This is a genomic window from Tabrizicola sp. (assembly GCF_051645465.1).
Classification (GTDB): domain Bacteria; phylum Pseudomonadota; class Alphaproteobacteria; order Rhodobacterales; family Rhodobacteraceae; genus Tabrizicola.
In genome coordinates this window covers 1-26,553 of sequence record NZ_JBOFBI010000314.1, presented here as the reverse complement: position 1 = coordinate 26,553, position 26,553 = coordinate 1, and the positions used below count along the sequence as shown (strand labels likewise).

The window sequence follows — 26,553 nt, the reverse complement described above, 5'->3', positions numbered from 1 at the left end:
TCTTTCTTGCGCGCCTCGCGGCTGGCCATCTCGGCGAAGCTTTCGTAGCAGCGCGCGGGGTCGAGGCCGAGGTCGGCGCCGGAGGCTTTGGATTTCTCGGGGTTGGAGGAGAAACAGCCTGCAACCAGTTCATATTGGTCGTCAATCCGCGCGGCTATGCGGTGGACGGCACCGATGAATGCGTCGCGTCCGCCGCCGACCATGCCGAGGCGGAGGCGGGGCGGGCGGGCGGTGTGGGCGGCGTCGATGGGCATGGCGGTCTCCTTTTACGCGGCGAGGCCTTGGCGGATGAGGGCGATGGCTTCGGTGTAGACTTCTTCGGTTGAGGTGAAGAGCGGCCGCCAAACCCTTGTGGCGGCAGCAATATCGGGGAGGGCGTGGCCGAACGCCTCGACCGTCAGCCAGCCGTTGTAACCGGCGGCTTTGGCGGTGGCGATGGTGGGCAGGATCGGGGCGTGGCCGCGACCGGGGGTGCCGCGGTCGTTCTCGCTGATGTGGATGTGGGCTACCTGCGGCATCGTGGCTTTGAGGGCGGCGATGGGGTCCTTTTCCTCGATGTTGGAGTGGAACGTGTCGAAGAGGTAGCCGTAGTTCGGGCGGTTCACGGCCTGCACCAGTTTCGCGGCACGCTCGCAGGTGTTGAGCGCGTAGCATTCGAAGCGGTTCAGGGGTTCGACGGCGAGGGTCAGGGCGTTGCCCGCATGGTCGGCCATGGCGGTCTGGGTGCGGACCAGGCGCTGCCATTCTTCGTCGCTGAGCGGATGGCCGGAGAAGACGCCAAGGGGCTGGTAGAAGGGGCCCGCCAGAACCTCGGCGCCTAACGCCACGGAGCAGTCGACCAGCCATTTGAGGTAGTCGACCCCGGCGGATTCGTTCTGCGCCGACAGGGGGTTGAGGGCTTCGTCCTGCACGATGGCAACGACGGTGGACATGAGGCCCTCGGCGTCGAGCATGGAGCGCAGGTCGCGGTAGTAGGTGGGGTCGCCGCCGAAGATCGGCACTTCGACCCCGTCGTAGCCTGCGGCTTTCAGGGCGCGGAGGGTGGGCAGGAGCGTCTTGTCGAGATGGGTCGTCCAGAGGAGGAGGTTGAACCCGATCTTCATGTCAATCCAGCCCCAGCATCCGGCGGTTGGCGGCGCGGTCGGTGCCTGCTCCGGCGAAGTCGTCGAAGGCTTTCTCTGTCACGCGGATCATGTGGGCGTCGACGAAGGCGGCACCTTCGCGGGCGCCGTCTTCGGGGTGTTTCAGGCAGCATTCCCATTCGACCACGGCCCAGCCGTCGAAGCCGTATTGGGTGAGTTTCGAGAAGATGCCGCCGAAATCGACCTGGCCGTCGCCCGGTGAGCGGAAGCGGCCGGCGCGGTTGACCCACGACTGGAAGCCGCCGTAGACGCCCTGGCGGCCGGTGGGGTTCAGCTCGGCGTCCTTGACGTGGAACATCTTGATGCGGTCGTGGTAGATGTCGATATGGTCAAGGTAATCAAGGTGTTGCAGGACGTAGTGTGAGGGGTCGTAAAGCATGTTCGCGCGCTTGTGGCCTTTGACCCGGTCGAGGAACATCTCGAACGTCACGCCATCGTGCAAGTCTTCGCCGGGGTGGATCTCGTAGCAGACGTCGACGCCGCAATCCTCGGCGTGGTTCAGGATGGGGGTCCAGCGGCGGGCGAGCTCGTCGAAGGCTTCCTCTACGAGCCCAGCTGGGCGTTGCGGCCAGGGGTAGAGGTAGGGCCAGGCGAGCGCGCCGGAGAAGGTGGCGTGGGCGGTGAGGCCGAGGTTTTTCGAAGCGGTGAGGGCCTTCTTGACCTGGTCCAAGGCCCAGTCGGCGCGGGCCTTGGGGTTGCCGCGCACGGCGGGGGCGGCGAAGCCGTCAAAGGCGGCGTCATAGGCCGGATGGACGGCGACGAGCTGGCCTTGCAGGTGGGTCGAAAGCTCGGTCACCTGAAGGCCTGCGTCTGAGGCCACCCCTTTCAACTCATCGCAATAAGCCTTTGAACTGGAGGCCTTTTCCAGATCGAAGAGGCGCCCGTCCCATGACGGTATCTGCACGCCGACATAGCCGCAGTCAGCGGCCCAGGCGGTGATGGATTTCCAGGAATTGAACGGGGCGGCGTCACCCGCGAACTGTGCCAGAAAGAGGGCGGGGCCCTTGATCGTCTTCATGTCGTTCCTCCCTAACGGGGCGCGCCGCCCCAGTCGACCTTGCCCGGAATCTCGAGGCCTTGCCTCGCTTCCGGGGCACGTTTTTCAATCTCGGCAACCAGGGCGCGGGCCAGAAACTCACCCGCCCGGCCCACGTCTTCGCGGATGATGATGGTTTCGCGACGGAAGCGGCGCAAGAGGGGGATCGCCTCTTTCGCGACAACGTCGAAATCGCGGCCGAGGACGCGGCCCGTAAGCTCGACCCCGGAGATGGACGACATCGCTGCGGTGGTGGAGCCGACAAGGATGCCGTCGGGTGGGTCTTTTTCGGTGAAGCGGGCGAAAATGGCGTCTTCGATCGCGTCGCCGCCACTGTCCGAGGTGACCTTCTCGGCGATCTCGAACGGCAGGCCTTGGAGGGCAGCCTCGTCGGAAAAGCCGGTGACCATGTGGCGCGCGTACATGTGCGAGCGCGGCGGGGCGATCAGCAAAAGACGCTTGCGGTGGCGCTGGGCCAGGGCCCGCACGCCGAGGCGGCTGAAAGCGTCGTTGTCGAAGTCGAAATAGGCGTGATCGAGGCCCATGTGGCTGCGGCCATGCGCGGCGAAGGGAAAACCGCGGTCCGCCATGTAGCGGAGGCGCGGATCGTCGGGCTTGGTCTGGTTCAGGATGATGCCGTCGGCGCTTTCGGTTTCGACGATGTAGCGGATCGGCTCGATGGGGTCTTGGTCGGGGAAGAACGGCATGACCACCATGTGGTAGGGGGTGCCGCGGAGCGCGCTGGCGATGGAGTAGATCAGGCGCGAGGTGTGGTTCATCACGTCGGCTTCGGTGGACAGGACCAGTGCGATGACATTGGTCTTGCCGGTGCGCAGGCGTACTCCGGCGCGGTTGGGGCGGTAGCCGAGCTGGCTGGCGGTTTCGCGGACGCGGCGCTTGGTGTCCTCGCCGATGTCGGGAGCGTCCTTCAGCGCGCGGCTGACAGTGGCGACGGCAAGGCCGGTCGCGGCGGCTATCGTCTTCAGCGTGGGGCGCCCTGCGTCCGAATCAGGGGTAGGCGGATCAGAGAGCGCGGCCATTGGTCCCTCTGTCTTTATGCGAACGACAGGCCAGGCCGCCACGAATCTGCCGACGTGATTCGGGTTTCCCGCCGGATTTTGCAGCTGCAGAGACGAGCGCGGCCCGACCGCCGCGAACTTCGCGGCCGGCAAGGGATTTGGCGCTGTTTCGGCACTGCGGCATTGGTCCGTTTCAGCAAGGATTCCCGGCCCCGACTGGCCCGGATCATCCCGCCATGAAAACTTGCAGGGGCGGCCACGACAAGCGAAAAGATTGGTTGATCGGCAAATCTATAACGTTATAGGCTTTAGCTATAACGTTTCAGAAACTGGGAGGAACGGATGAAACTGATGAAACTGACGGCGGTGCTTTGTGCATCGGTTGCCATGCCAGCGATGGCAACCGAGCTTGAGGTCACCCATTGGTGGACCTCGGGCGGCGAGGCGGCTGCGGTGGCCGAACTGGCCAAGGCTTTCGACGCTTCGGGCGACAAATGGGTCGACGGCGCGATCGCTGGCGGCGGCGGTACGGCGCGCCCGATCATGATCTCGCGCATCACGGGCGGTGACCCGATGGGGGCCACGCAGTTCAACCATGGCCAGCAGGCGCTGGAACTGGTCGAAGCCGGGCTGATGCTGGACCTGACGGATGTGGCCGAGGCCAACAACTGGAAGGAAATCGTATTCCCGCCGAGCCTGCTGGATGCCTGCACCGTCGATGGCAAGATCTACTGCGCGCCGGTGAACATCCACTCGCCGGAGTGGCTGTGGCTGTCGAACAAGGTCTATGAGGACCTGGGTCTGCCGGTTCCGACGACCTGGACCGAGTTCGTCGCCTCGGCCGACAAGGTGCGCGAGGCGGGCAAGGTGCCGCTGGCCCTGGGTGACCAGCCCTGGCAGTCGAACCTGGCGTTTGGTGCGCTGACCATCGGTGTCGGCGGTCTGGACCTTTGGAAGAAGGTCAACATCGACAAGGACATGGCCGTGGCTGCTGGCCCGGAAATGGCCGCTGTCTTCCAGGCTGCCGCTGATGCGCGCGCCTTGGCGGTCGGGTCGAACGTGCAGGACTGGAACCAGGCCACCAACCTTGTCATCACCGACATGGCCGCTGGCCAGATCATGGGTGACTGGGCGCAGGGTGAATTCCAGGTCGCGAACGAAGTTGCGGGCAAGGACTATACCTGCCTGCCGGGCATGGGGATGAACGAATACATCTCGACCGGCGGCGATGCGTTCTACTTCCCGAAACTGGACGACCCGGAAAAGGAAGCCGCGCAGAAGCGTCTGGCCGCCCTTCTGGTCAGCCCCGAAGTGCAGGTCGCTTTCAACCTGAAGAAAGGCTCGCTGCCGATCCGGGGTGACATTGATCTGGCCGCTGCGAACGACTGCATGAAGAAGGGTCTGTCGATCCTTGCGGGCGGCAACATCGTTCCGGCTGGCGATATGGTGTGGTCCCCGGACACCCAGAAGCAGTTCGAAGATCTGATGGTGGAGTTCTGGAAGACCGACATGCCTGCTGCTGATGCGCAGGCGAAGTGGGTCGAAATCGCCTCGGCAAATTGACGTTCTGAACGCGAATGCGCCGTCCGGCATTGTCCGGACGGCGCATCTGTCTTCCATGAACCGGAGGGGATGCCAGTCATGGCAACGCGCGGTCGACCTGTACGCTTGCTGCAAAATCTGAATGCCAAGATCGCCGCGATCCCAATGGTGTTGACCACCCTCGTCGTCTTTGTCGGGGGTACGATCTGGACGGTGGTCTACTCGTTCACAAATTCAAAGCTTCTGCCGAGGACGAACTTCGTCGGGCTCGACCAGTACGAGCGGCTCTGGTCGAACAGCCGCTGGCTGATCTCGATCGAGAACCTGGCGTTCTTCGGGGTGATGTCGCTGATCTTCACTGTCAGCATGGGCTTTCTGCTGGCTGTGCTGATGGACCAGAAAATCCGCTTCGAGGATACGTTCCGCACCATCATGCTTTACCCCTTTGCCCTCTCGTTCATCGTGACGGGCCTCGTCTGGCAGTGGATCCTCAACCCCGATTTCGGCCTGCAGGGCATCGTGCGCAGCTGGGGCTGGGAGAGCTTTTCGTTCGATCCCCTGCACAGCCCGGAGACGGTGCTTTACGGCCTTCTGATCGCCGGGCTCTGGCAAGGCACCGGGTTCGTGATGTGCCTGATGCTGGCGGGCCTGCGCGGGATTGACGAAGACATCTGGAAGGCCGCGCGGGTCGACGGAATCCCGACCTGGAAGACGTACCTTGTGGTCGTCATTCCCATGATGCGGCCGGTCTTCATCACCACGCTGGTGATCGTCGCGGCCGGGATCATCAAGCTGTACGATCTGGTGGTGGCCATGACCTCTGGCGGACCGGGTGGCAACGCAAGCCAGGTCCCGGCGATGTATGTCTATGACTACATGTTCCAGGCGCAGAACCTGGGGCAGGGGTTTGCCGCCTCGACCATGATGCTCTTGTCGGTGCTGATCGTGCTGATCCCGTGGGCCTATCTGGAATTCGGGGGGAAGAAGCATGGCTGAGCTTGCAATGACCGGCCCACGGGGCGCAAAGCCCAGACGGCGCCTTTCGACCCGCAACATCGTGCTTTACGGCATCCTTGGGCTGGTCGCGCTGTACTACATCCTGCCCCTCTGGGTGATGGTGATGACCTCGCTCAAGGGCATGCCCGAGATACGGCTGGGCAACATCTTTGCCCCTCCGGTCGAGATCACGTTCGAGCCCTGGGTCAAGGCCTGGGCCACCGCCTGCACCGGTCTGAACTGTGACGGGCTTTCGCGGGGCTTCTGGAATTCGGTGCTCATCACAGTGCCCTCGGTGATCATCTCGATCCTGATCGCGTCGGTGAACGGCTACGCCCTGATCAACTGGAAGTTCAAGGGGTCAGAGGTGTTCTTCACCATCCTGATCTTCGGGTCCTTCATTCCGTATCAGATCATGCTGTACCCGATCGTGATCATGCTGCGGGAGATGGGGCTTTACGGCACGCTCTGGGGCCTTGTGATCGTCCATACGATCTTCGGGATGCCGATCCTGACGCTTCTCTTCCGCAACTACTTCAGTTCGGTCCCGGAGGAGCTGTTCAAGGCCGCGCGCGTCGACGGGGCGGGGTTCTGGGGCATCTACTTCCAGATCATGCTGCCGATGTCGCTGCCGATCTTTGTCGTGGCGCTGATCCTGCAAGTCACGGGCATCTGGAACGACTTCCTGTTCGGCGTCGTCTACACCAAGCCCGAGCTTTATCCGATGACGGTGCAGCTGAACAACATCGTCAACTCGGTCCAGGGGGTGAAGGAATACAACGTCAACATGGCCGCCACGCTGCTGACGGGGCTGGTGCCGCTGATCGTGTACTTCATCTCTGGCAAACTTTTCGTCCGCGGTATCGCCGCCGGTGCCGTGAAAGGCTGAACGCATGGCTAACTCGATTGAAGTCAAGGACCTGACACTCAGCTTCGGCTCGGTTTCGGTGCTTAAACACATGAACCTGGACGTGGCAGAGGGGGAGTTTGTCGTCCTCCTGGGCCCGTCGGGCTGCGGAAAGTCGACGCTGCTGAACTGTCTTGCGGGTCTTCTGGACATCACCGACGGGCAGGTCTGGATCAAGGGCAAGAACGTGACCTGGGCCGAGCCGTCGGAGCGAGGGATCGGCATGGTGTTCCAGTCCTACGCGCTTTATCCGCAGATGACGGTGCGGGGGAACCTTTCGTTCGGCCTGAAGAACGCACGGATGCCGGCGGCAGAGATCGAAAAGCGCGTGGCCCGGGCGGCGGAGATCCTGCAGATCGAACCGCTGCTCAATCGGAAGCCCGGGGCGCTTTCGGGCGGGCAGCGGCAGCGCGTGGCGATCGGGCGGGCGCTTGTCCGGGACGCGGATGTGTACCTCTTCGACGAGCCGCTCTCGAACCTTGACGCCAAGCTGCGCAGCGAGCTTCGGGTCGAGATCAAGCGCCTGCATGAGCGGCTGAAGAACACGATGGTCTACGTGACGCACGACCAGATCGAAGCGCTGACTTTGGCAGACCGGATCGCGGTGATGAAGGGGGGCGTGATCCAGCAGCTGGCAGACCCGCAGACGATCTACAACAAGCCGTCGAACCTGTTCGTCGCGGGCTTCATCGGCAGCCCGGCAATGAACATGCTGTCCGGCAAGACCATCGAGGGCGGCAAGGCGTTCCAGTTCGGAAGCACGCGGATCGACCTTGCAGGCTACGACGGCGGGGCGGTGCTGGAGCGGGATCAGGCGATCCTGGGGGTGCGGCCGGAGCATATTTTGATCAGCAAGGAAGCGGTGCCGGGCCGCTCGATCCCGGCGGAGGTGGAGATCGACGAGCATCTTGGGGCGGACAGTCTGTTGTGGCTGATCGCCGAGGGCAAGGAGATGTGCGTCCGCATTCCGGTGGAGGGGCGGCTACCGGCGGGAACCAAGGTGCATCTGGTGCTTGATCTGGCGAAAGCCTCGCTCTTTGACGCGAAGACGGAACAGAGGATCTGACACATGCTCGATCTGGCGGGTGTCTGGACGCTTTCGGATGAAAGCGGCGCCCATGTTGTGCCTTTCGACCTGCCCGGAGACGGGATCACCGCGCTGGTGAAGGCGGGGGTGATTCCCGATCCGTACTGGGGCCGGAACGAATACGACTGCCGCTGGGTCTGTGAGCGGGATTGGGTGGCGACGCGTACGTTCACGGTGGACCGGACCGATCTGACGTTGGTCATCGATATGCTCGACACGGTGGCCGAGGTCTTTGTGAATGGCGTGTCCGTGCTGCAGGCGGACTCGATGTTTCACGAGCACAGGGTCTATCTGTCTCCGATGAAAACGCTGCGCGTAGGTGAAAACGAGATCAGCATCCGTTTCGCCTCACCGGTCCGGGTTGCGGCAGAGCGGCAGGCCGGGATGCCCTTCTACATTCCCTATGCTGCGCAGAATTGCCCGATCCCCAACGGCAACATGCTTCGGAAGCCAGCCTGCGATTTCGGCTGGGACTGGAACATCGCGCTGGCCCCGTTCGGGGTTTATGGGAGCATTCGGTTGGAGCCGGACGGCGGGCTCCATTTTCGTAGTCCGGTCATCCAGCAAGTTCACGCTCCGGGGCAAGTCGATGTTCACGTGACCGTATGGCTGTTCGGAGGCGGTGACTTTAACGGCGATGTTACGCTGACCTGCGCCGGGGTTTCTGAAACAAAAAAAGCTAGGCACGGCAAAGTGAGCCTAAGCGTCACAATAGAGGACCCGGAGCTTTGGTGGCCTGTGGGACTTGGCGACCAGAAATTCCACGATCTGACGTTGACGAGCGGAGAAGCGTCTTTGTCGCGCCGCATCGGCCTTCGCGAACTGGAACTGATCACCGAAAAAGATTCCGTTGGCACCGGCTTCAAGTTCCGCGTCAATGGCCGCGATGTCTTTGCCAAAGGGGCGAACTGGATTCCTGCTGACGCGCTTGCGTCGAACATCACGCCCGAGGCCACCCGCGATCTCCTGAAGTCGGCGGTCGACGCCAACATGAACATGATCCGCGTCTGGGGCGGGGGCCGGTACGAGCCGGACTGGTTCTATGACCTCTGCGACGAGCTGGGCCTCATGGTCTGGCAGGACTTCATGTTTGCCTGCAACCTTTACCCCTCGACCGTTGACTTCATCTCGTCGGTAAGGATCGAGGTTCTTGAACAAGTTCGTCGGCTTCACCACCATCCCTGCATCGCGCTCTGGTGTGGGGACAATGAACTGATCGGCGCGCTGACCTGGTTTCCGGAGTCGCGCAAGGATCGGGATCGATATCTGGTGAACTATGACCGACTGAACCGCGCCATTGAGATGCAGGCGAAACAAGGTGATCCGAGCGCCAACTGGTGGCCGTCCTCTCCATCCCCCGGCCCGATGTCGTTTGGCGATGCGTGGCATGATGACTCGTCGGGCGACATGCATTTCTGGTCGGTCTGGCACGAGGGGCGGGACTTCGACCACTATCGGGATGTCTCGCCCCGGTTCTGTTCGGAGTTCGGGTTTCAGTCCTATCCGTCGATGTCGGTGATCCGGCGGTTTGCTGACCCGAAGGACTGGAACATCGCCAGCCCGGTGATGGAGAGCCACCAGAAGAACGCGGGCGGGAATGCGCGGATTGCGGAGACGATGTTCCGGTATTTCCGCTTTCCGGTGGATTTCGAGAGCTTTGTCTATCTCAGCCAGGTCCAGCAGGGGTTGGCGATCAAGACGGCGGTGACGCATTGGCGGAGCCTGAAGCCGCATTGCATGGGGACGCTTTACTGGCAGCTTAACGACACCTGGCCGGTGTGTAGCTGGTCGAGCCTGGACCATGGCGGGAACTGGAAGCTTCTTCACCACATGGCGAAGGAGTTCTATGCGCCGGTGACGGTGGTGGCGATCCCGAAGGATGGCACGATCACGCTTAAGGCGCTTAACGATAGCCCGCAGGCCGCGCGGATCAGCGTGACTGTGCGGGCCGCGGCGATGGACGGGAGCACCCGGGAGCTTGGGCAGGCAGAAGTGGCAGTGCCGACCGATGCGGCGGTGCCGGTCCTGACGCTCGCGCCCGATGCTTTGGGGCCGGGCGAGGTGCTGGTCTTCACCTGGACGGGCGATGCAGAGGGCGGCGATGTCCATGCGCCGAAGCCGTGGAAGGCATACGACCTGCAGCATGCGGGTCTGAGCCATGAGGTCGCGAAAGACGGAGCGATCTGGAAATTGACTTTGAAAGTCAAGGCACTCGCCCCCTTTGTTGCCATCGAGTCTGAAGTTCCGGGACGCTTCTCGGCCAATGCGGTGACGCTGTTCCCCGGGCATCCGGCGACCATCACCTTCACCCCCAACGATCCCTCGTCGGTGCCGCAGTTCACCTTCCGGGACCTCCACTCCGCCACTTATGGCGCCTGACGAAAGGCCATCCGATGTTCAGCTATCAGCTCTACTCCTCCCGCAACTTCCCGCCGATGGATGCGACGTTCCAGATGCTGGCCAAGGCTGGATACACGGCGGTCGAAGGCTACGGCGCGCTTTATGCCGATGATGCGGCGGTCGAGACGACCAAGGCGGGGCTCGCCGCCACCGGCCTGACCATGCCGACCGGGCATTTCGGTCTGCAGATGCTGGAAGGCGAGGTAGAGAAGGTGCTGGGCATTGCCCGCGCGCTGAAGATGGAGCGGATTTACTGCCCTTATGTCATGCCCGACGACCGACCTACCGACGCGGCGGGCTGGAAGGCATTCGGCGCGCGGCTTCAGGCTGCCGGTGCGCCCTACAAGGCTGCGGGCTACGGTTTTGGCTGGCACAATCATGACTTCGAGTTTGTGGCACTGGCGGACGGGTCGATCCCGCAGGACCGGATCTTCGAGGGCGGGACGGGTCTCGAATGGGAAATGGACGTGGCCTGGGTGATCCGTGGCGGGGCCGATCCCCTGGCCTGGATCGAGCGCTACAAGGACCGGATCACCGCCGCCCATGTGAAGGACATCGCCCCTGCAGGCCAGAACGCGGATGAGGACGGCTGGGCCGATGTGGGCCATGGCACGGTCGACTGGAAGGGGATCGTGGCGGCGCTGCGGAAGATCGGTGTGCGCCATTTCATCATGGAACACGACAACCCGAAGGATCATGAGCGGTTCGCGACACGCTCGATCGCGGCAGTCAAAGCTTTCTGAGGACAGGGAAAAATGGCAAATCTGGGTTTGGGCATTATCGGGTGCGGGAACATCTCGACCAGCTACCTGCGGCTGGCGCCGCTTTTCAAGGGGCTGGAGGTGCGCGCTGTGGCGGACGTCAACATGGAGGCCGCGAAGGCGCGGGCCGAGGAATTCGGCGTGAAGGCGCAGTCGGTGGACGACCTGCTGGCTAACGGGCAAGTGGATGTGGTCATCAACCTGACCATTCCGGACGCACATTACGGTGTGACGAAGCGCATTCTGGAGGCGGGGAAGCATGCCTATTCGGAAAAGCCGCTGGTGCTGACGCTGGAGGAAGGGGTCACCCTGCGTGATCTGGCGAAATCCAAGGGGCTCGCGGTCGGCTGTGCGCCGGACACGTTCCTGGGCGGGTCGCATCAGCAGGCGCGGGCGGTGCTGGACGAAGGCCGGATCGGCACGATCACTGCGGGCTGTGCGGCGGTTCTGAACCACGGGATGGAGCATTGGCACCCGAACCCGGATTTCTTCTTCCTGCCGGGGGCGGGGCCGATGCTCGACCTTGGGCCTTACTATGTCGCGAACCTGATCAACCTTCTGGGCCCGGTGCGCCGGGTGGGGGCGCTGACCTCGTCCGCCGAGGCGGAGCGCACCATCGCCAACGGGCCCCGGCTTGGCGAGAAGGTGCCGGTCAAGACGCCCACCAACATCCATGCGCTGCTGGAGTTCCACTCGGGCGCGACGGTCAACCTTTCGACCTCATGGGATGTGTGGCACCACAAGCGGAACCATTTCGAGCTTTATGGGACGGAAGGTACGCTTTACGTCCCCGATCCGAACTTCTTTGGCGGTCAGGTCGAGGTGGCAGGCCGCGATGGTGTGCTGGACGTGCTGGCGCCCTGGGATCACCCGTTTGGCAAGGTGAACCAGAACCACAACGGGCGGGACCTCGCGAACTACCGGACGGCGGGGTTGGCCGACATGGTTGCGGCCCTTCAGGGCGGGCGCGATGCGCGCTGTTCGCTCGACCGCGCGCTTCATGGTGTGGACGTCATGACCGCTTGCCTTAGATCAGGTGAGACGGGTCAGTTCGTGACGCTCTCCACCGTCTGTACTCGGCCTGCGGCGCTGTCGCCCGCCGATGCTCAGGCGCTTTTGGTCTAGAATGGCCTTGCCTGGCACCTCCCTGTCAGGCGGGCCCTGCGGGCGGAGCGGTTGAGGGGCCGCTCTGCCCGCATCTCTTTCAAGGGTCTGACGATGCTCGAAAATCCTGTGATCCGCGGCTTCAATCCTGATCCGAGCTTCTGCCGGGTCGGTGAGGACTATTACATCGCGACCTCGACGTTCGAGTGGTATCCCGGGGTGCAAATCCATCAGAGCCGCGATCTGGTGAACTGGCGGCTGGTCTCGCGGCCCTTGTGCCGGGCGGCCCAGTTGGACATGCGCGGCAACCCCGACAGTGGCGGCATCTGGGCGCCGTGCCTTTCGTACGCGGATGGCAGGTTCTGGCTGGTCTATACGGACGTCAAGCGGCTGGACGGCGCCTTCAAGGACGCGCACAACTACATCGTCACCTGTGCGACGGTGGACGGCGACTGGTCTGACCCGACTTACGTGAATTCCTCGGGCTTCGACCCGTCGCTCTTCCATGACCGCGACGGGCGCAAATGGTTCGTAAATATGCGCTGGAACCATCGCGGCAAGGGGACGGGCCTGAACCCGGCGCATGACGCGTTCGACGGGATCGAGCTGCAGGAATGGCACCCCGAGAGGGGTCTTCTGGGGGAGGTCACGACGATCTACACCGGCACCGATCTTGGCCTGACCGAAGCGCCGCATCTCTTCCGCCGGGGGGACTGGTACTACCTGACGACTGCCGAAGGCGGCACGGGCTATGACCATGCGGTGACCATGGCCCGGTCGCGTGACATTCGCGGGCCTTATGAGACCCATCCGCAAAAGCACCTGATCACCGCGCGGTTCAATCCGGAGAACCCGATCCAGCGCATGGGTCATGGGCAATATGTCGAGGGGCATGATGGCCGCCATTGGCACAGCTACCTTTGCGGTCGTCCGCAGCAGGGCCCGCACGGTGTGTTCTGCGCCACGGGCCGTGAGACGGGGCTGGCCGAGGTCGTCTGGCGTGACGACTGGTTGTGGCTGAAGGATGGCGGGCTTCTGCCGCCCACGACCGTCAACCTGCCTTCAGCCCGCGTTGATCCGGCGCCGTTCGAGCATCATTTCACCGGGACGACCCTGCCGCCCGAGTTTCAGTGGCTGCGCACGCCCTACCCCGAACGGCTTTTCACTCTGACAGGGAGTGCCCTGCGGCTGATCGGGCGGGAAAGCCCTGGCTCGTGGTTCGAGCAGGCCCTTGTCGCGCGGCGCCAGGACGAACCGGCCTATGCGGCCGAGGCGGATGTGCTGGCCGATCCGCCCAACTGGCAGCGCGCGGCGGGCCTTATCACCTATTACAACCGCCACAAGTTCCACGCCGCTTTGATCACCCAGGAGAACGGCGCGCGGGTGGTGAGCCTGGTCTCGTGCCTCGGCGACTGGCCGGGTGAGGCGCTGACCTTCCATGGCGGGTTCCCGGTGGCCGAGGGCAAGGTGATGCTGGGTGTGACGGTGGATTGTGCTGTCCAGCGCTTCCTGGTGAACGGGGAGGAGATTGGGCCCGAGCTTGACGCGTCGATTGTGTCGGATGAAGGCGGGCGGGGAGAACATGCCTCGTTCACGGGGGCCTTCGTTGGGGTGGTGGCGTATGATCTGACGGGCCAGGCCTGGACGGCGGACGTCACCCGCTTCCGCTACGCGCCGAAGATTTGATCACATCTTGATTGCCGGGCGGATGGCGTCATAAAGGGGCAACCCGAAGGGAGCCCCGATGGACGCCGATAACCGGAAGATACCCAGCCATGAGGTCACCTACGCGCGCCTGCGCGACATGATCCTTTATGGCCATCTTGCGCCCGGTGCGCCGGTGACGATTCAGGGGTTGATCGCCGATCTGGATGCGGGCATGACGCCGGTCCGCGAGGCGATCCGGCGGCTGACCGCCGAGGGGGCTTTGCTGCCGCAGGGGAACCGTCGGGTGGCGGTGCCGCAGCTTTCGGCCGAGATGCTGGACCAGGTGGCCTTTGCGCGGCTGGCGATCGAGCCGAGGCTTGCCGAGCTTGCCGCGTCGAGGCTGACGGCGACGCAGATCGACCGGCTGGAGGCGATCGACGGGGCGGTGAACCGTGCAATCGATGCCGGGAAGCTGCCGGACTATCTTGCGGCGAACCACGCGTTCCACTTCGCGCTTTATGAAGCGGCGGATGCGCCGGTGCTTCTGGACCTTGCGCGCTCGCTGTGGCTCCGCGCCGGGCCGTCCTTGCGGGCGGTGATCGACCGCTACGGGCGCGAGGTAGCGCCCGATCTCCACCGCGAAGCGCTGGCGGCAATGCGGGCGCGGGATGCAAGGGCGCTTGCGGCGGCCATCGAGCGGGACATCCAGCAGGGCGTGGACCATGTGCGCCAGGCCCTGACCGACGCGCCCTGAACAGCGGTTTTCAAATTGAGCGCTGACGCGCGAAGACCTTTTGTCTCGCCTCTGCGCGTGAAGAACGCGCGGGCCGGCTCGGGAGGGCCTCCGGCGGGGATATTTGGGCAAAGATGAATGGGCACGGGGGGGGTGGGCAGCTGTCTGCAATAATTTGATCAAATTTCTTGAACGCGGCTGCGTTTGATCATATCCTTTTGGAAAGCCGGGGTGCGAGCCCTGCCGATTCCGGAAGGGACACCCGATGAACATGATCACCAACCATATGCCGACCGCCGAGCTGCAGCGTCTGGACGCGGCGCATCACTTCCATCCGTTCACCGACAAGGCGGGGCTGGCGGCCAAGGGCGCGCGGGTCATTACGCGGGGCGAGGGGGTCTGGCTGACCGACAGCGAGGGTCACAAGATCATCGACGGGATGGCGGGCCTTTGGTGTGTGAACATCGGCTATGGCCGCAAGGAACTGGCCCAGGTTGCGGCGCGGCAGATGGAAGAGCTGTGCTATTACAACACGTTCTTCCAGACAACTCATGTGCCCGCCATTGCTCTGGCTGCCGAGATCGCGAAGCTTGCGCCGGGCGATCTGAACCATGTGTTCTTTGCGGGCTCTGGGTCGGAAGCCAATGACACCAACATCCGTTTGGTGCGGCGCTACTGGGATGTGATGGGCAAGCCCTGGCGGAAGACGATCATCGCGCGGTGGAACGGGTATCATGGGTCGACCATGGGCGGGGGCTCGTTGGGTGGGATGAAGCCGATCCACGCGCATGGCGGCATGATCGACGGGATCGAGCATATCGACCAGCCCTACTGGTGGGGCGAGGGCGGGGATATGAGCGAGGACGACTTCGGCCTCGCCCGGGCAAGGGCGCTGGAGGGGAAGATCCTTGAGATCGGGCCGGACAATGTGGCGGCCTTCATTGGGGAACCGATCCAGGGGGCGGGGGGCGTGATTGTGCCGCCGAAGACCTACTGGCCGGAAATCCAGCGGATCTGTGACAAGTATGGCATCTTGCTGATCGCTGACGAGGTGATCACCGGTTTCGGGCGGACGGGCAAGTGGTTCGGCTCCGAAGTCTTCGGGATCAAGCCGCACATCATGACCATCGCGAAGGGGCTGTCCTCGGGCTATGCGCCGATCGGCGGGTCGATCGTCTGCGACGAGGTCGCGAATGTGGTTGGCGGGGCGGGGGAGTTCTTCCACGGTTATACCTACTCGGGCCATCCGGTCGCCTGCGCGGTGGCGCTGGAGAACTTGCGGATCATGCAGGACGAGAAGATCGTCGAGCATGTCCGCGATGTGGCGCATCCTTATCTGAAGGAGCGTTGGGATGCCTTGGCCGATCATCCGATGGTGGGTGAAGCGAAGCTGGTGGGCCTGATGGGCTCGATTGCGCTGACCCCGAACAAGGAGAAGCGGGCGAAGTTTGCGTCTGAGGCCGGGACTGTCGGCTACAAGACCCGCGAGCGGTGTTTTGCGAATGACCTGATCATGCGGGCTGTGGGGGATCGGATGATCATCGCGCCGTCTTTGACGATCACGACGGGCGAGATCGACGTGCTGATCGAGCGCGCCCGGAAGTCGCTGGACGAGGCCTACAAGGTCGTCAAGGACGAGGGGCTTTGGGTCGAGGCCTGATGGGCACGGTGCGCAGTCTGGAGCCGAAAGATAAATCAATGGGTTGCGCGGGGCTCTTCAGAAAGCGTTAAGGATTGGCGCGTCGGACGGGAGGGTCCGGCGCGCCGTTGTGCTTAGAGCGGGATGAGTCTTGGCGGAACCTGCAGCGGCAGCGCCACGCCTGGAAGTCCTCCTCGTTCGACTTCGTCTCCTCGTCGGAGAAACACAGCGAGGAGTGACGAAGTCATCGACGAGCGATCCGGCGCGGACAGAAGTGCGATATCTGATTCTGCCAGTCTGCATCCCGCTCTAACGTCCGGCGAGGTTGGCGATCACAGTGCGGGCGGCTTCCGTGACGGGCGCGATCGTCTCGCGCAGGATCTGGATGCGGTCGAAACGCTGGGGGTTCTCGGCCAGCGTCTGACGCAGCGCGGCCCCGAAGGCCATGCGCAGCTCGGTCCCGATGTTGAACTTGCAGACCGTCGTGTCCCGCGCGAGCTGGCGCCGGAGCGCGGGGGAAAGGCCCGAGCCGCCGTGCAGGACCAGCGGAAGCGTTGGTGCAGCGAGCTGGATTGCTGCGAGGCGCGGCATGTCGACTTCGGCGCCGGGGGTGGTCATCAGGTGGCTGTTGCCGACGGAGACGGCAAGCGCGTCGATGCCGGTCTCGGTGGCGAAGCCTGCGACTTCGGCAGGATCGGTGCCGTGCGAGGCCGCGCCGCCGTGGTAGCCGACGTAGCCAAGCTCGGCCTCGATCGACACGCCAGCGGCATGGGCGACCGCAGCGATTTCGGCGGTCAGGGCAATGTTCTGGGCCAAGGGCAGGGCTGAGCCGTCGTACATGACGGAGGTGAAGCCGCAGTCGATGGCCTGGCGGCAGACCTCAAGGCTTTCGCCGTGGTCGAGATGGGCCACGACCGGCACTGCAGCACCCTCGGCCAGGGTTCGGAACATGGCGCCGAGCACGGGCAGGGGCGTGTGGGCGCGGCAGCCGGGCCCGGCCTGCAGGATGACCGGCTGTCCGGCGGCTTCGGCCGCCCGGACATAAGCCACGGCATCTTCCCACCCCAGCACGACAAGCCCCGCAACGGCAGTGCCGTCTGTCAGGCACGGCGTCAGCACGTCCCTGAGCGTCGCAAGGGTCATTTGAACTTGGCGATCATGTCCTTGATCCCCGGAATGGTTTCGATCTGGTAGGCGTGGCTCGGCTGGAAGTATTGGACCAGCGACCGCTGCGTCTCACCGGCGAGGATGGTGAAATAGTACATCTCGTAGCCCGGCAGCACGCAGCAGGGGTGGTAACCCTTGTCTAGCGCGATGGTCGAGCCATCGACCACATGGTAGGCGTCGCCCGCCACCCCATCCTCGCGCTGCAACATCTGCAGGCCCGAGCCATGGGGCGGGTTGAAGCGGAAGTTGTAGACCTCGTCGTGGCGGGTCTCGAGCGGCAGGCGCGTGGTGTCGTGCTTGTGGCTTGGGAACCCCGACCAGCCGCCCGCGCCGACGGTGTAAAGCTCGGACACCAGAAGGCGACCGACCCGGTCGTGGTACTTGGTCCCGAGGATGTGCTTGATCTTGCGGTGGGTCTTGGTGTCGTCCGAGCCGTACTGGATCGGGTCGATGTCGGCGGCGCGCACCGCGAAGGGTTTCAGCACCTCGTCGAACCGGGCGCCTGCGATGAAGACCTCGGCCTGATCGCTGACACAGGTGATCGTTGCGGGCGCGCCGGTCGGGATATAGGCGCCCTCGGGTTCGCCATCCCAGACGTTCTTGCGGCGGAGGCCGATGCCTTTGAAGGTTTCGCCCATGACCGCGATGTCGACGGTCCCGGTCGCCGGAACGATTCCGGTTTCATAGCCGGGGACGGTGGAGACGAAGCTTTCGCCGCGCTTCAGCTTGACGATGTTGAAGTAGCAGAGCGGCACCAGCGCATCGTCCGTGCCGATGATCGCCTTGTTCCGGTTGTCATAGGGGGCGATGTGCATAGCGGTCCTTTCGGCGGCGCGTCAGGGACGCTGGATGAAGTCGTCAAGCGTGGCGGTATCGGGTGAGGCGGGGGCGCAGCCGATCCCTGCGACGATGATGGCGGCGGTCGCGGCCCCCCGTTGGACCGAGGTTTCAAGGTCATGGCCCTGCGCCAGACCCGCCATCAGACCGCCCATGAAGCCGTCGCCCGCGCCCATCGGTTTCAGCGCATCGACCCGGAAGATGCCGGTCTGAAACTCGCGGTCGGGCAGGAAGCTGACCGAGCCGAGCTGACCCCGCTTGTAGACGGTGAAGAGCGCCCCGTGCTGGGCGAGGTCCTGTGCGAGACCCGCCCCCCGGTCGTGGCTGCCTGCAAGAAGCCCGAACTCGTCATCGTTGCCGACCACGACATGTGCGGCTTCGGCGGCCTCCAGACAGATGCGCGCGGCTTCTTCGCGCGACGCCCAGGAATAGGCGCGGTAGTCGAGGTCGAGGACCACGACGGCCCCCGCCTGACGCGCCTGGCGGATCGCCAGTTGCGTCGCCCCGCGTGAGGGTTCGCGGGCCAGCGCGGTTCCGGTCACGATCAGCGCTCCGGTTTCGTGGAAATCGATGGCGGCCACGTCGGATTCGGTCAGGGCAAAATCGGCGGCACCGTTCCGGTAAAGCACGGTCTGGGCATCGGTCGGACGGGTTTCGACGACGGCCAGCGAGGTCCGCGTTTCGCCACCCGAGGCCCGGATCAGACGCGTGTCTACGCCGTAGCGGTCAAGCTCGGCTACGCAGTAGCGCCCGACGGCATCTGCCGAGACCCGGGTGAGGAGCGCCGCCTGCGACCCCTGCCGTGCCAGCGCCACCGCGATGTTCCCGGCCGAGCCGCCGATGGCTGAGATGTACCTTGTGGCGTCTTCGATCTTGGTGCCGGGCGGGTCGGCGTAAAGGTCCATGCCGACCCGGCCCAGAACGATAAAACGATTGAGCCTGAGGCGCTGCCAGAAGCTTTCCATCAGACGCCCTGCCGTTGCCGGGTGCGCGCCAGTTCCTGCTGGGTGCGGGCGTCCTTGATGCTTGCGCGGGGGCTGACCTGGGCCAGGCCCACTTCCCACCAGGTGTGGCCCTGGTCGGTCCAGCCATCATGGGGATCGACGCGCATGACGATGACCGTAGTCCGGTCCGCCGCTTTGGCGCGGTCGAAAGCGGCGCCGAAGTCCTCAAGGTTTTCAACGTCTTCGGTCAAGGCTCCCATGGCGCGGGCGTGGGCGGCGAAATCGACGGCGAAGGGTTCGGGGATGGTCGGGCAGTCGGCGAAGAGGGTGTTGAAGCTTGCGTTGCCGGTGTTCTTCTGGAGCTTGTTGATGACGGCAAAGCCGCCGTTGTCGAGCACGATGACGATGAGCTTGTGGCCGGTGAGGACGGACGAGTAGATGTCGGAGTTCATGAGGAGGTAGGATCCGTCGCCGACGAAGACTATGGTCTCGGCCTTGGGGTTGGTCTCGGCCTGGGCGATCTTCGCGCCCCAGCCGCCGGCGATCTCGTAGCCCATGCAGGAGAAGCCGAACTCGACATCCACTGTGCCGATGCCCAGCGTCCGCCAGTTGGCGGTTACTTCGGCGGGGAGGCCCCCGGCGGCAGTGACGACGCGGTCTTGGGGCGTGCAGCGCGCGTTGACCGCTCCAATGGCTTGGGCGTAGGTCGGCAGACCGTTGCGGGGGCCGGTGTTGCGGGCGACGTAGGTGTTCCAGGTTTTACGTTCGGCCTTGGCCAGGGCCAGCCAGTCGGTGGGTGCGGTGTAGCCTTTGAGGGCGGGGGCCAGGTCCAGAAGGCCGGTGCGGGCGTCGGAGACGAGCGGTAGCGACAGGTGCTTTGCGGCGTCGTGCCGCCCCACGTTCAGGCCGATGATCCGGGCGTCGGGCGCGAAGGCAGACCAGGAGCCGGTGGTGAAGTCCTGCAGCCTTGTGCCGACGGCGAGGATGACGTCGGCTTTCCCGGCAATAGCGTTGGCGCTGTCCGAGCCCGTGACGCCTATGGGGCCGATGTTGAGCGGATGGTCCCAGACGAGGTTGGCGCGGCCGGCGATGGTCTCGACGACTGGGATCTGGTGCGCGTCGGCGAAGGCGGTCAGCTCGGCTACGGCTTGGGAATACTGCACGCCGCCCCCGGCGATGATGATCGGTCGCTTGGCGCCGGTCAGAAGGGCCGCTGCCTCGGCGATATCCGCGGGATCAGGTGCTGCGCGGCGGATGCGGTGGGTGCGGGGGGTGAAGAAGGCCTCGGGGTAGTCATGGGCCCAGCCCTGCAGGTCTTGCGGCAGGGCGATGAAGGCGGGGCCACAGTCGGCGGGGTCGAGCATCGTGTTCAGGGCGGCGGGAAGGCTGTTCAGGATCTGTGCGGGGTGGGTGATCCGGTCCCAGAAGCGGGTGACGGCCTTGAAGGCGTCGGTCACGCCGAGGGTCGGGTTGCCGAAATGCTCCAGTTGCTGGAGGACGGGATCGGGCAGGCGGGTCAGGAAGTTATCGCCGCAAAGCATCAGCATCGGCAGGCGGTTGGCATGGGCCAGCGCGGCGGCGGTGAGGAGGTTCGCCGTCCCCGGCCCCGCCGAAGCAGTGCAGAACATGAAGCGACGGCGGAGGTGCGCTTTGGTATAGGCCGCTGCGGCAAAGCCCATGCTTTGTTCGTTCTGGCCGCGATAGAGGGGCAGGGCGTCCCGCGCCTCATAAAGCGCCTCGCCCAGCGACGGGGCATTGCCATGGCCGAAGATGCCGAAACCCCCGGCGCAGATCCGCTGCGGCTTGCCGTCGATCTCGATGAACTGGTTCGCGAGCCAGGTGACAATCGCCTGCGCCACCGTCATGCGCCGCATCCCCGGCGCGGCCTCGTCTGTCCTGCCCGCCTGCATCGTCACCCCCAAAGCCCATGGCAATCGAATTGCCGTTGACGATATCTTGCGACTCAGGATACCCACTTTGCAACCGGTTGCAAATCTTTCCAGAGGGCGGCATGCGCGAGATCGGAATAGGCGTGATCGGCGGCGGATACATGGGAAAGGCGCATTCGGTGGCGATGGCCGCGGTGGGTGCGGTCTTCAACACCGAGCTTCGACCGCGCCTGGAAATGATCTGCGCGCAGACCGCCACCTCGGCCGAGCGCTACCGCCGCGCTTACGGTTTTCGCCGCGCAACCGCCGACTGGCGTGAGTTGGTGGCCGACCCGAAGGTTGAGGCGGTGGTCATCGCCTCACCACAGGAGACTCACCGGGCGATTGCCGAGGCGGCCTTTGCGCTTCGCAAACCGGTTCTTTGCGAAAAGCCCCTGGGTGCTACGGTCGACGACAGCCATGCCATGGTCGCCGCCGCCGAAGCCTCGGGTGCGGTCAACATGGTGGGGTTCAACTATATCCGCACCCCAGCCTCGCAGTTCGCCCGCGCGCTTCTGCAGGCGGGCGAGATCGGCGAGATCACCTGGTTCCGGGGCGAACACACCGAGGACTTCGACGCTAACGGCAGCCGCCCGGCCACCTGGCGCAACTTCGGGGCCGCGAACGGTACGATGGGCGACCTTGCACCCCATATGATCAATGCCGCACTTGCGCTTGTCGGGCCAATCGCGCGGCTGAGCGCCGACATCGTGACAGTGCATGGGAAACGTCCGGGGACCGAGGGCCGCGCGGTCAACGATGACATCGGCCAGTTCATGTGCCGCTTTGCAAACGGAGCGATGGGGCATCTGTCGTTCAGTCGCGTGTCGCAGGGCCGCAAGATGGGTTATGCCTATGAAATCACGGGCACAAAGGGCGCGATCCGGTTCGACCAGGAAGACCAGAACGCGCTTTGGGTCTACAAGGCCGACGATCCGCCCGCCCTGCGCGGGTTCCGGAAGATCCTGACGGGGCCCGAACATCCCGACTATCTGCCCTTCTGCCAGGGCCCGGGCCACGGCACCGGCTATCAGGACCAGATCATCATCGAGGCGAAGGATTTCCTTCAGGCCATCGCCGAAGGCAAGTCGCGCTGGCCGACGTTCCGCGACGGGATGGAAGTGAACCGCATCATCGCGGCAGCCTGGGCCTCGGCGGCCTCGGGCGCCTGGGTGGATTTGTGAGAGGAAGACCATGATCCAGATCGGCAACGCGCCCTGTTCCTGGGGTGTCGAGTTCGCGGACGACCCGCGCAATCCCCCCTGGCGCAGGGTCCTGTCGGACTGCGCGGCGGCGGGGTACAAAGGGATCGAGCTTGGTCCCATCGGCTTCATGCCCGAGGATCCGGCGATCCTGGCCGATGCGCTGGCCGAGAACGGGCTGACGCTGATTGGCGGGGTGGTTTTCCGTCCGTTCCACGATCCGGCGAAGTGGGATGAGGTCTGGGATGCCAGCGTGCGCACCTGCAAGGCGCTGACCTCGCATGGTGCGAAGCATCTGGTGCTGATCGATTCCATCTCGCCCCGCCGTGCACCGACCGCCGGGCGGGCGGATGAGGCGGAACAGATGGGGCCTGCCGAATGGGCGGGTTTCGTCGACCGCTTCCGCAAGGTGTGTCAGCTGGGTGCCGACCACGGGCTGACCGTGGGCATCCACGCCCATGCCGCGGGGTTCATCGACTTTGAGCCGGAGCTGGAGCGGCTTTTGTCCGAAATCGACGAGTCGTTGCTGAAGATCTGCTTCGACACCGGCCACCATTCCTATGCGGGCTTCGATCCGGTGGCCTTCATGCGGCGGCATATCGGGCGGATTTCCTACATGCATTTCAAGGATATCGACCCGAAAGTTAAAGCGAGCGCCGTGGCAAACCGGACGGGCTTCTACGATGCCTGCGCGCAAGGGATCTTCTGCAACCTCGGCAAGGGCGATGTCGATTTCCCGGCGGTCCGCCAGATCCTGCTGGATGCGGGCTTCGACGGCTGGTGCACGGTCGAGCAGGATTGCGACCCCGCGGGGCCCACGTCGCCGATTGACGACGCGCGCGCAAACCGCTCTTACCTTTCCTCCATCGGTTTCTGAGGGATCGCCATGAAACGACTGAACTGGGGCATGATCGGGGGCGGCAAGGGCAGCCAGATCGGCCCGGCCCACCGGATCGCCGCTGGCCTTGACGGGTACTTCACCTTCGCCGCGGGGGCGCTGGATGCCGATCCTGCTGCGGGCCGCGCGTTCGCGCAGGAACTTGGTGTTGCGGCTGACCGCGCCTATGGCGACTGGAAGGAGATGCTGGCGGGGGAACGGGACCGCGCCGACCGGATCGACCTGGTGACGGTGGCGACGCCGAATTCGACGCACTACGAAATCTCGAAGGCCTTCCTTGAGGCCGGGATCAATGTGCTTTGCGAAAAGCCGATGACCGTGACGGAGGCCGAGGCGGAAGACCTGGTCCTGACCGCGCGCAAGGCGGGGCGCATCTGCGCGGTGAACTATGGCTACACGGGTTACGCGCTGGTCCGCCACATGCGGGCGATGGTCGCGCGCGGCGATATCGGGAAGGTCCGGTTGGTGGTGGCGGAGTTTGCCCATGGCCATCACGCCAATGCGGCCGACGCAGACAACCCCCGCGTCCGTTGGCGCTATGATCCGGCTCAGGCTGGTGTTTCGGCGCAGTTCGCGGATTGCGGAATTCATGCGCTGCACATGGCAAGTTTCGTTACTGGGCAAGAGGTTGAGAGGCTTTCCTCAGATTTCGTCTCATGTCTGCCGGGCCGCGTTCTGGAAGACGACGCGATGGTCAACTTCCGCATGGATGGCGGTGCTGTGGGGCGGCTTTGGACCTCGTCGGTGGCGATCGGGCGGCAGCACGGGCTGACGATCCAGGTTTTTGGCGAAACGGGGGGCCTTCGCTGGGCGCAAGAGCAGCCGAACCAGCTTTACTACATGCCCCTTGGCCAGCGCCTGCAGGTGATCGAACGCGGCGAAGGGAACCTGTCGCCGGAGGCCGACCGCGCGAGCCGGGTGACTGTTGGCCACGCTGAAGGGATGCCGCTGGCTTTCGGCAACATCTACCGCGATCTGGCCGAAAGCCTGCTGGCCAGGGCCGAGGGCCGTGCGCCCGACCCTGCGGTCACTTTGTTCCCCATCGCCGACGACGGCCTTCGGTCCATCGCCGCGATCCATGCTGCTGTCGCCTCGGCCAAAGGGCAGGGCGCCTGGGTCGATGCAAGGCCGAAGCTCTTCCGTTAGGGCAGCTGTTTACCGGGGAGGGGGCCGAAGGGTCCGTCGCTCGACCACGTGGCAGGGGAAAAGGTGCGTCTCGGGTGACCGGCCGGGGTCGTCGAAGCTTTCTGCGATCAGGTCGATCGAGGCCCGGACAATCGCCTCGAAGGGCTGGTGGATCGTGGTCAGGCCGATGCTGGCCCAACCCGCCATTTCCATGTCGTTTAGTCCAATTATCCCAAGGTCTTGCGGGACCTTCAGCCCGGCCTCTTCCACCGCAGAGAGCGCACCGATCGACAGGACATCGTCGGCGCAGAAATAGGCCTGGGCCCTTTGGCCGCGGAGAAGCCGCCCCATCTCGGCACGTCCGGCGTCAAAGCTGTACGCGCCGGCGAAACTGGCGGTGACATGCGCCCCGGCGTCCTCGGCGGCCTGCCGGAAGCCCAGCAGCCGGTCCTGCGTGGTCGATGCCGTCTCTGGCCCACCGATGAAGCCAAGCTGCCTGTAACCACGTGAAATCAATGCCTTGGCGGCCATCGCACCGGCACCGACGTTGTCGATGGCGACCACGTTGACCTCGGGTCTTGGGGTGGCGCGACCGAAGGCATGCACGACCGGGAGACCCGCCTCGCGGAAGGCGCGGGCAAAGCCGTTGGGCACGTGGGACGAGGCCACGATGACCCCGTCGACCGAATACTGCCGCAAAAGCCTGACCGACCGGGCGGGATCGGTTTCGTCCGACAGGTTGACGAGCAGTGGCCTTAGCCCGCGTTCCTGAATGACGCGGGTGAAGAGGTCAAATATCTGCAGAAACACAGGGTTATGGAAGTTGTTCGAGACGAGGCCCACCAGCTGCGTCCGCCGCGTCGTCAGGCTGCGGGCCAGCATGTTGGGGCTGTAGCCAAGCGCGGTCGCCGCCTCTTCGACCTTCGCGCGCGTCTTCGGTGAAACCGAGGCCCCTTCGGTGAATGTCCGCGAGACCGCTGCCCTCGACACGCCTGCCCGCTCTGCCACGTCCTTCAGTGTGACTGCCATTCGGCCTTTCTCGCGGTCAACCGTACTTCGACGGCAACGCTACGTGAACCCGTTGCAATTGTCACCCAAGGTGATTCCGCGGGCGTTTAGCCCCGGTCCGAGAACGGGCTGTCGTAGAACGTGCGCGGCGCGATCAGTTCCGGCTCGACCATCTTCAGCACCAGATCGAGCGAGTTTTCATCAATCATTCTATAGGCTTCGCGGATCAGACCGTGGGCGTCCTGACGGACCATATGGACCGGGAACTGCAGATAGGCGGCGAAGGGGTCGTAGTCGTAGCAGCCGATGACCGAGGCGCGCAGGTCCTCAAGCGGAAGGCCGGAGAGGTGGTTCAAGACGCCCTCCAGAACAGTAAGCGAGTTCACGAATATGCCCGCCGGCAGGCCGCCCAGCCGGTCGCAGAGCGCCGCGATCTCGCGCATGGCACTTCGGGGCGCATAGCCGCAGGCGATGACCTGGTCCGGGTGTGGCTTTAGGCCGCTTTCGGTCAGGACGGCGCGGAAACCCGCGATCCGCTGTGCCGAGGCGTAGTCGGTGGCATCGCCGCCGATCAGGTAGATGCGGTCGCGCGGGGTGGTGCCGGTCATCGGGTGGTCGGCCAGAAGGCGGCGGGTAAGGTCGGCCGCGCCTTTGGCATTATCCGAGACGACGGAAGGCGCACCTCGCCCCGGAAGGTCAACGAAGATGTGGCGGAGATTGGCGGAGCGGCACATGGTGGTGACAGCATCGGGGTCGGTCGCCCCGGCGATGAAGAGATAGTCCACGGCGTAGGAGATCAGCGTCTCGACGATCCGCCGCTCTTCTTCCGGCTCGCGCATCGAGGAGGCGATCACCGGCACGAGGCCGCGTTCGCGCGCGAAGGCCTCGAAGCTTTGCGACATCGAGGAGAAGAAGCGGTTGTCGTGAAGGGGGATGACCATGCCCACGAGACCCGAGCGGGCCTTCCGCAAACCGCGCGCCTGCATGTTGGCCGAATAGCCCTGATCGGCCGCGATCTGGCGGATGGCTTCGACCGTGCTTTCCGCAATCCGCCGCTTGCGCCAGCTTTCCCCAAGGGCCGCCGACACAGTTGAGGGTGAGGCGCCGGAGAGCCGGGCGATGTCGTAGATGGTGGCCTTGCGGGTAGTGCGGGGCATGTGGGTCAGTGCGGCAAAGAATCTTCTTGACGAGTCTAGGCGCTTGGCTGCTCAATGCGCAATATCGATTGTGCAAATGATCGCTCCTGGGAGGAGAGACCACCCTAAAGAGACGCTCGGCAACGCTTCGTTGCTTCAAAATTTCTATGCGCAATCGATAGAGCATGCTGAATTCGGCCCTTCGAGGGGTCTTTCATGGGAGGACGGCAATGAAAAGAAGAGCATTCGGCGCGTTGATGGCGGGCGTGGCTTTTGCCGCCACTTTGGCAACCGG

23 protein-coding genes and 1 pseudogene are annotated in these 26,553 nt (G+C 64.3%); 14 read left to right on the top strand and 10 right to left on the bottom strand.

What is annotated here, in order from left to right; genetic code table 11:
- The 4 genes and pseudogenes from ACRCSW_RS20270 to ACRCSW_RS20255 all read right to left on the bottom strand — a co-directional run.
- Positions 1–254 (bottom strand): annotated as a pseudogene (locus ACRCSW_RS20270) (gfo/Idh/MocA family oxidoreductase); the annotation flags it as partial.
- Between the two features lie 12 nt (positions 255–266).
- The gene (locus ACRCSW_RS20265; protein ID WP_438707461.1) at positions 267–1,103 is read right to left on the bottom strand and encodes a sugar phosphate isomerase/epimerase family protein; all 837 of its coding nucleotides are present in this window, start codon (positions 1,101–1,103) and stop codon (positions 267–269) included.
- Between the two features lies 1 nt (position 1,104).
- A complete protein-coding gene (locus tag ACRCSW_RS20260) occupies positions 1,105–2,160 on the bottom strand; it encodes a sugar phosphate isomerase/epimerase family protein (RefSeq protein WP_438707460.1) in 1,056 nt (351 codons plus the stop codon).
- Positions 2,161–2,171: 11 nt separating this feature from the next.
- Positions 2,172–3,218, bottom strand: coding sequence for a LacI family DNA-binding transcriptional regulator (locus ACRCSW_RS20255; RefSeq protein WP_438707459.1), 1,047 nt, complete (start codon positions 3,216–3,218; stop codon positions 2,172–2,174).
- Positions 3,219–3,548: 330 nt separating this feature from the next.
- Between ACRCSW_RS20255 and ACRCSW_RS20250 the strand changes: the two genes are divergently transcribed.
- The 10 genes from ACRCSW_RS20250 to ACRCSW_RS20205 all read left to right on the top strand — a co-directional run bounded on the left by ACRCSW_RS20250 (position 3,549) and on the right by ACRCSW_RS20205 (position 16,034).
- Positions 3,549–4,760 (top strand): ABC transporter substrate-binding protein, encoded by a 1,212-nt coding sequence (locus ACRCSW_RS20250; RefSeq protein WP_438707462.1) that lies wholly within the window; start codon positions 3,549–3,551, stop codon positions 4,758–4,760.
- Positions 4,761–4,838: 78 nt separating this feature from the next.
- Positions 4,839–5,735 carry a carbohydrate ABC transporter permease gene (locus tag ACRCSW_RS20245; RefSeq protein ID WP_438707458.1) on the top strand — a complete coding sequence of 299 codons (897 nt, stop codon included), beginning with the start codon at positions 4,839–4,841 and terminating at the stop codon, positions 5,733–5,735.
- Positions 5,728–6,624, top strand: coding sequence for a carbohydrate ABC transporter permease (locus ACRCSW_RS20240; protein WP_438707457.1), 897 nt, complete (start codon positions 5,728–5,730; stop codon positions 6,622–6,624). Before ACRCSW_RS20245 ends, ACRCSW_RS20240 begins: the two co-directional genes overlap by 8 nt.
- A 4-nt stretch (positions 6,625–6,628) precedes the next feature.
- The gene (locus tag ACRCSW_RS20235) at positions 6,629–7,708 is read left to right on the top strand and encodes an ABC transporter ATP-binding protein (RefSeq protein ID WP_438707456.1); all 1,080 of its coding nucleotides are present in this window, start codon (positions 6,629–6,631) and stop codon (positions 7,706–7,708) included.
- Between the two features lie 3 nt (positions 7,709–7,711).
- Positions 7,712–10,108, top strand: coding sequence for a beta-mannosidase (locus ACRCSW_RS20230; protein ID WP_438707455.1), 2,397 nt, complete (start codon positions 7,712–7,714; stop codon positions 10,106–10,108).
- Positions 10,109–10,122: 14 nt separating this feature from the next.
- On the top strand, positions 10,123–10,872 hold the full coding sequence (locus ACRCSW_RS20225; RefSeq protein ID WP_438707454.1) for a sugar phosphate isomerase/epimerase family protein: 750 nt from the start codon (positions 10,123–10,125) through the stop codon (positions 10,870–10,872).
- A 12-nt stretch (positions 10,873–10,884) separates the two neighbouring features.
- A complete protein-coding gene (locus ACRCSW_RS20220; protein WP_438707453.1) occupies positions 10,885–12,015 on the top strand; it encodes a Gfo/Idh/MocA family protein in 1,131 nt (376 codons plus the stop codon).
- 93 nt (positions 12,016–12,108) lie between these two features.
- A complete protein-coding gene (locus ACRCSW_RS20215) occupies positions 12,109–13,680 on the top strand; it encodes a glycoside hydrolase family 43 protein (protein ID WP_438707452.1) in 1,572 nt (523 codons plus the stop codon).
- A 58-nt stretch (positions 13,681–13,738) separates the two neighbouring features.
- Positions 13,739–14,395 carry a GntR family transcriptional regulator gene (locus ACRCSW_RS20210; RefSeq protein ID WP_438707451.1) on the top strand — a complete coding sequence of 219 codons (657 nt, stop codon included), beginning with the start codon at positions 13,739–13,741 and terminating at the stop codon, positions 14,393–14,395.
- 244 nt (positions 14,396–14,639) lie between these two features.
- Positions 14,640–16,034: an aspartate aminotransferase family protein gene (locus tag ACRCSW_RS20205; RefSeq protein WP_438707450.1), complete on the top strand. Its 1,395-nt coding sequence runs from the start codon at positions 14,640–14,642 to the stop codon at positions 16,032–16,034.
- A gap of 288 nt (positions 16,035–16,322) precedes the next feature.
- Here ACRCSW_RS20205 and ACRCSW_RS20200 read toward each other — a convergent pair whose 3' ends face one another.
- The 4 genes from ACRCSW_RS20200 to iolD are packed head-to-tail and all read right to left on the bottom strand — an operon-like array spanning position 16,323 to position 20,871.
- Entirely contained in the window at positions 16,323–17,156 is an 834-nt protein-coding gene (locus ACRCSW_RS20200; RefSeq protein WP_438707449.1) for a class II fructose-bisphosphate aldolase, read from the bottom strand.
- Entirely contained in the window at positions 17,153–17,995 is an 843-nt protein-coding gene (locus tag ACRCSW_RS20195) for a 5-deoxy-glucuronate isomerase (protein WP_438707448.1), read from the bottom strand. Before ACRCSW_RS20195 ends, ACRCSW_RS20200 begins: the two co-directional genes overlap by 4 nt.
- Before the next feature lie 21 nt (positions 17,996–18,016).
- Positions 18,017–18,982: a 5-dehydro-2-deoxygluconokinase gene (iolC, locus tag ACRCSW_RS20190; protein WP_438707447.1), complete on the bottom strand. Its 966-nt coding sequence runs from the start codon at positions 18,980–18,982 to the stop codon at positions 18,017–18,019.
- The gene (iolD, locus tag ACRCSW_RS20185) at positions 18,982–20,871 is read right to left on the bottom strand and encodes a 3D-(3,5/4)-trihydroxycyclohexane-1,2-dione acylhydrolase (decyclizing) (protein WP_438707446.1); all 1,890 of its coding nucleotides are present in this window, start codon (positions 20,869–20,871) and stop codon (positions 18,982–18,984) included. The genes iolC and iolD overlap by 1 nt, the downstream gene beginning before the upstream one ends.
- Before the next feature lie 101 nt (positions 20,872–20,972).
- Between iolD and ACRCSW_RS20180 the strand changes: the two genes are divergently transcribed.
- From ACRCSW_RS20180 to ACRCSW_RS20170, 3 genes are read left to right on the top strand one after another with little or no spacing between them, the layout of a single operon-like run.
- The gene (locus ACRCSW_RS20180; RefSeq protein ID WP_438707445.1) at positions 20,973–22,073 is read left to right on the top strand and encodes a Gfo/Idh/MocA family protein; all 1,101 of its coding nucleotides are present in this window, start codon (positions 20,973–20,975) and stop codon (positions 22,071–22,073) included.
- A gap of 10 nt (positions 22,074–22,083) precedes the next feature.
- Positions 22,084–22,968 (top strand): sugar phosphate isomerase/epimerase family protein, encoded by an 885-nt coding sequence (locus ACRCSW_RS20175; protein WP_438707444.1) that lies wholly within the window; start codon positions 22,084–22,086, stop codon positions 22,966–22,968.
- Between the two features lie 9 nt (positions 22,969–22,977).
- Positions 22,978–24,135 carry a Gfo/Idh/MocA family protein gene (locus ACRCSW_RS20170; protein ID WP_438707443.1) on the top strand — a complete coding sequence of 386 codons (1,158 nt, stop codon included), beginning with the start codon at positions 22,978–22,980 and terminating at the stop codon, positions 24,133–24,135.
- Between the two features lie 9 nt (positions 24,136–24,144).
- Here ACRCSW_RS20170 and ACRCSW_RS20165 read toward each other — a convergent pair whose 3' ends face one another.
- Together ACRCSW_RS20165 and ACRCSW_RS20160 are read right to left on the bottom strand one after the other, a co-directional pair.
- Positions 24,145–25,143, bottom strand: a complete 999-nt coding sequence (locus ACRCSW_RS20165; RefSeq protein WP_438707442.1) for a LacI family DNA-binding transcriptional regulator — start codon at positions 25,141–25,143, stop codon at positions 24,145–24,147.
- Between the two features lie 86 nt (positions 25,144–25,229).
- Positions 25,230–26,279 (bottom strand): LacI family DNA-binding transcriptional regulator, encoded by a 1,050-nt coding sequence (locus ACRCSW_RS20160; RefSeq protein ID WP_438707441.1) that lies wholly within the window; start codon positions 26,277–26,279, stop codon positions 25,230–25,232.
- Between ACRCSW_RS20160 and ACRCSW_RS20155 the strand changes: the two genes are divergently transcribed.
- Positions 26,278–26,553: hypothetical protein (locus ACRCSW_RS20155; protein ID WP_438707440.1), on the top strand; the 276-nt coding region annotated here is incomplete at its 3' end. The genes ACRCSW_RS20160 and ACRCSW_RS20155 overlap by 2 nt on opposite strands.